Here is a 3,684-nt window from a genome sequence, read left to right on the forward strand (position 1 = left end):
CCCATCGCCAGGTGCGTCAGGCTGAGCCTGTCGTTGTCGATCATCGACTCGGTCAGCACCCGGTCGTATTCCGCCATTGCCTCAGATTCCAGCAAGGCACGATCCAGGGCTGCACGCTCACTCCTGGCCTGAGTCTGGAAAATCGCTCTGGAATGGTCCTCGAAATCGATGGTGACGGTATAGAGAGGCGTCTTCATCGCTTTGAACCATGCGCCCCATAGCCTGCCTGATTGTGCTGCAGGGCATGCTGGCGCAACAGGATGAAGGCCAGTCGATGCTTGCAGGTATCGCAATACAGGTCTTCGGCCAGTCCGGGGCGCGCCAGTTCGCGCACCCGGTTCAGGGGAAAGTTATGTGCCTGCGCATGCGGCGGCAGGCCCCAATACGCATTATGGTAGGAATCAAAATCCGCATCGCAAAAATCACACAGGACCAGTTCGTGGCCCCACAGTTCCCAGACGTTGTACGTATGCTCGCCCCGCTTGAATTCCTTGATCTCGCCTGGAGCATGACCACAGTCGAAGCAGGGAGCGACCTGTATTTTTTGCAGTTCCCCCGAACACAGGGGGCAGTGTGAATGTTGCGTCATCAAAGGATTCCGTTATCCCATTTTTCATTGCCATCGGACAGGTATTTATAGCTGTCGATGCGCCATTGCTGGTCACGCCTGACCAAGACAAACAGGGTTTTCCTGGGCAGGATGGTGTTCCTGATATCCCAGGTCACTTCAATGCGGCTCTTGTTTTTTTGCTCCACCTGGCAAGGCGCATCGGCATCAATGCCGTTGTACTTGGTCGGCATGCCGGCGCTTTTCGGACCGTGCGGGCCACCATACTTGCGCTCCCTGTCGGTGCAGTAGCGATAAAAGATATCGCAATACAGGGCGCGGTACTTATTGTGCATGGCCTCGTCGGCAGCACGATACCTGGCCATGATTTCTTCGGGCGCACCATGGATATAGTTTTTATTGTTTTCCTGCCATGCGTCCCGGAATGCATCTTCCCAGGCATTCATTTCGCTGGCAAAGCCCAGGGTGAATTCTCTCGCATCAAATTCCAAGTCGCAGCTCATCATCATTCAGGCAAAATTCAAAGTCACACTTTTTCAAGGCCGGAAATCCCGGCCAACACACGTTCCGCATTATTTTTCATCGCGGCAAAATTTTCTTCATATTCCCGGCATCTCGCATCGCTATCCGGGTGCTTGCACTTGATACGCCCTGATTTCTTTCCCGTACACTCAAACCATTCAAACTCGGGATCAGGAACCCGCCGCTCACCGGTGTGTATCACAATGACCTCCGGATGATGCACCTTGAGCTTCTCAAGCGGCATATGCAGCCTGGCATCACCTTCCTGCAACGGCAGGTAGGAATAGCACGTATGGTGATACGCGCGCCAATCCGCGCCCTGCACCTCAGGCAACATGACGGACAACAGGGCATACTCGGCCATATCGAACATATTTGAAGGCACCCGGATTTTTTTCAGGTGTCTCAGGTGCCTGGCTGGCAAGAACGCAGGATAGGCCGCTTTTGAAATAACCTGTCCAAATGACAGCACCTCCAGCCCGGTCAGCCCCCTCAGAAACTCGAAGTTCAGGATCGGCTGCTTCCAGTCCAGCGTGCCGTCGATCCTGAGATACTTCAACTGCACCAGGCCATCAAGGCCGGAGAAATCCGACACCTTCCTCAGATTCTCGAGATGCAGCGACCGCAAGACCGGCAAGCGCTTGAGCGGTGACAGATCCGAAAACCCTGACACATACTCCATCACCAGCTCTTCGACACCTGACAGCTCGGCAATGAAATCAATATCTTTCAGGCGAACATGGCTGATGCGCAGCCTTTTCAGGTTCTTGATGCCGGACAGCTCACACAATTGTTGCTGATCCGGTTCATGCAGGGTGACTTCCTCCACGTTTGGCAGCGTCGGCAACAGATCGCGCTGCAGGTCGTGCTTGCCAATCGTGACGGCTCTGACCGTGTCGTCTCCCGGGCTCATATCATCGATACGATATCGATAGCGCTCCTGGTTTGGAACCATGTTCCAGTGAAATCCGTCCCGATCCAGCAGATCCGCAAAATGATGCTTCATTTTTATTTATTGATGAGTTCCAGAAAATCAGTACCACGCATCTCATGATGCTTGCGCTTTTTCAAGACCAGCGCCTTGAAAGCCTTCGTTCTGGCATTTTCAAGAAGAAGGCCAAGCATCCAGCCACTGACACGTTCATGATTCAAAACATATTCATGAAAAAACTTATCGCCTTCTTCAATCAATTTTCCAACACGACCTGAATCCTGATAATGTCGGTCAAACTCCATCATCATCTCTTCCAGCCGGTAATGATCCTCTGCGGTCTGCTCGGACATATCCTGCTGAAAAACCTGTACAAGCAACTCATCCTGGCGAGTCACAAAAACAAATAAAAACAAAGAACATCCCCAGATCATATTCTGGCGAGTCGTTTTGTTTTCAGGAATATAAATCTGCCTGCAAAAATGGAACAGTTCCCCCTGGCACTCCGGTACAGACGCGTCCGCTACTTTCCAGCGGGGCGGTCGACGCAGAAATTTGATTTCCTGCCTGGTTAACATATCCGCGCACTGTTCACCTGTATCGTCCGCATCCCGCTTGTACATGACCGTCTCATGCTGTGCCAGATGGTGCAGAATAGAATCAGCACGCCCCTCTTTGCTTTCTACCACTGCCAACTCGAACCGCTTCAGCTCACCGAAATCGGGATGCACCTCACCCGTTTTGACCAATGCACCGAACACATGCAGCACTCTGCCTGCATCGCTACCCAAAAGCTTCGTTTCGGCAGAAGACAATTCAATTTTTTCTATGAAAACCGCCTCTTTTCCACCCAACTCTGGAGCAGGCACATCCACAGACAAACTACGTCCCTTTATATCCACACAGCAGAAACCAGTCACAGTCATCGCACCCGTACCAAATCTATCCGAGCCAGGCTAGCTGGCAACCCCGAACATAGGCAATTGCCTGTGGCAGGCATAGCCCACGACTGCAAGCAGCTTGTGCAGCATGGCTCGCTCATCGGCAGCCAGATTTTCGGGCAACATCGCAAACAGATCCGCCTGGGCTTCCTGCAGCATCGGCAGGGAGAATGCCCTGTCTTCAAAAAAGCAGGCCACATCATGCAAAAAGGCCATATCCCGTCGCTTGATCAGCTTCGAGAGCACAGCCAGTTCGGAAAATTCAATCTGGCCGACGATATCGGGCACATCCTTTGCCAACGAACTTTTCCCCACCACAATCAGATAAACCATAGCACGCCCAAATCACATCACATAATCCAAAATGACTGCCAAACCGTGCAGTATTCAGGCCAAACAGCCGTAGTAGAATTCCTGCATCGACACCGCAACATCACCATGCCGGCCCGCCCGGCAGCCATCCATGTCAGAACACGACTACTTCATCTATCCCCGTCAGCCACACCTGCCACCACCCGACTGGCGCGCACTTGAAAAACGGTTGCTGCACGAAGGCTACATCGTACCCAGCTCGCTGGTCGAGACGGACACGATCCCCTATACCACGCTGTTCAAGCTCTACAGACAACTGTTGCTTGATAGCGAGGTCGCCGCTGGTGAACGCTCAATCAAAGATCTACTGCAACGGATGCAGGCAGCCAACATGCTGCCCGCCGGGATGG

At 52.8% G+C, this 3,684-nt stretch carries 6 protein-coding genes and 1 pseudogene; 1 reads left to right on the forward strand and 6 read right to left on the reverse strand.

The genetic code is table 11. The features are described from left to right. The 6 genes from ABN482_RS10295 to ABN482_RS10320 all read right to left on the reverse strand — a co-directional run. Positions 1-197 (reverse strand): hypothetical protein (locus ABN482_RS10295; protein ID WP_349503906.1); only part of this gene is annotated, 197 nt, incomplete at its 3' end. Continuing rightward, a complete protein-coding gene (locus ABN482_RS10300) occupies positions 194-589 on the reverse strand; it encodes a hypothetical protein (RefSeq protein ID WP_349503907.1) in 396 nt (131 codons plus the stop codon). The genes ABN482_RS10300 and ABN482_RS10295, both read right to left, overlap by 4 nt. Next, positions 589-1,059 (reverse strand): NTF2 fold immunity protein, encoded by a 471-nt coding sequence (locus ABN482_RS10305; RefSeq protein ID WP_349503908.1) that lies wholly within the window; start codon positions 1,057-1,059, stop codon positions 589-591. The genes ABN482_RS10300 and ABN482_RS10305 overlap by 1 nt, the downstream gene beginning before the upstream one ends. 35 nt (positions 1,060-1,094) lie before the next feature. Continuing rightward, positions 1,095-2,096: a leucine-rich repeat domain-containing protein gene (locus tag ABN482_RS10310; protein ID WP_349503909.1), complete on the reverse strand. Its 1,002-nt coding sequence runs from the start codon at positions 2,094-2,096 to the stop codon at positions 1,095-1,097. Positions 2,097-2,098: 2 nt separating this feature from the next. Further along, entirely contained in the window at positions 2,099-2,947 is an 849-nt protein-coding gene (locus ABN482_RS10315; RefSeq protein ID WP_349503910.1) for a hypothetical protein, read from the reverse strand. Positions 2,948-2,977: 30 nt separating this feature from the next. Beyond that, entirely contained in the window at positions 2,978-3,262 is a 285-nt protein-coding gene (locus tag ABN482_RS10320; protein WP_349503911.1) for a hypothetical protein, read from the reverse strand. Between the two features lie 163 nt (positions 3,263-3,425). On the opposite strand from ABN482_RS10320, the pseudogene ABN482_RS10325 reads away from it, so the two are divergent. After that, positions 3,426-3,684, forward strand: a pseudogene (locus ABN482_RS10325) (hypothetical protein); the annotation flags it as partial.

Origin of the sequence: Corticimicrobacter sp., from assembly GCF_040137905.1 — a bacterium.
GTDB lineage: Bacteria > Pseudomonadota > Gammaproteobacteria > Burkholderiales > Burkholderiaceae_B > Corticimicrobacter.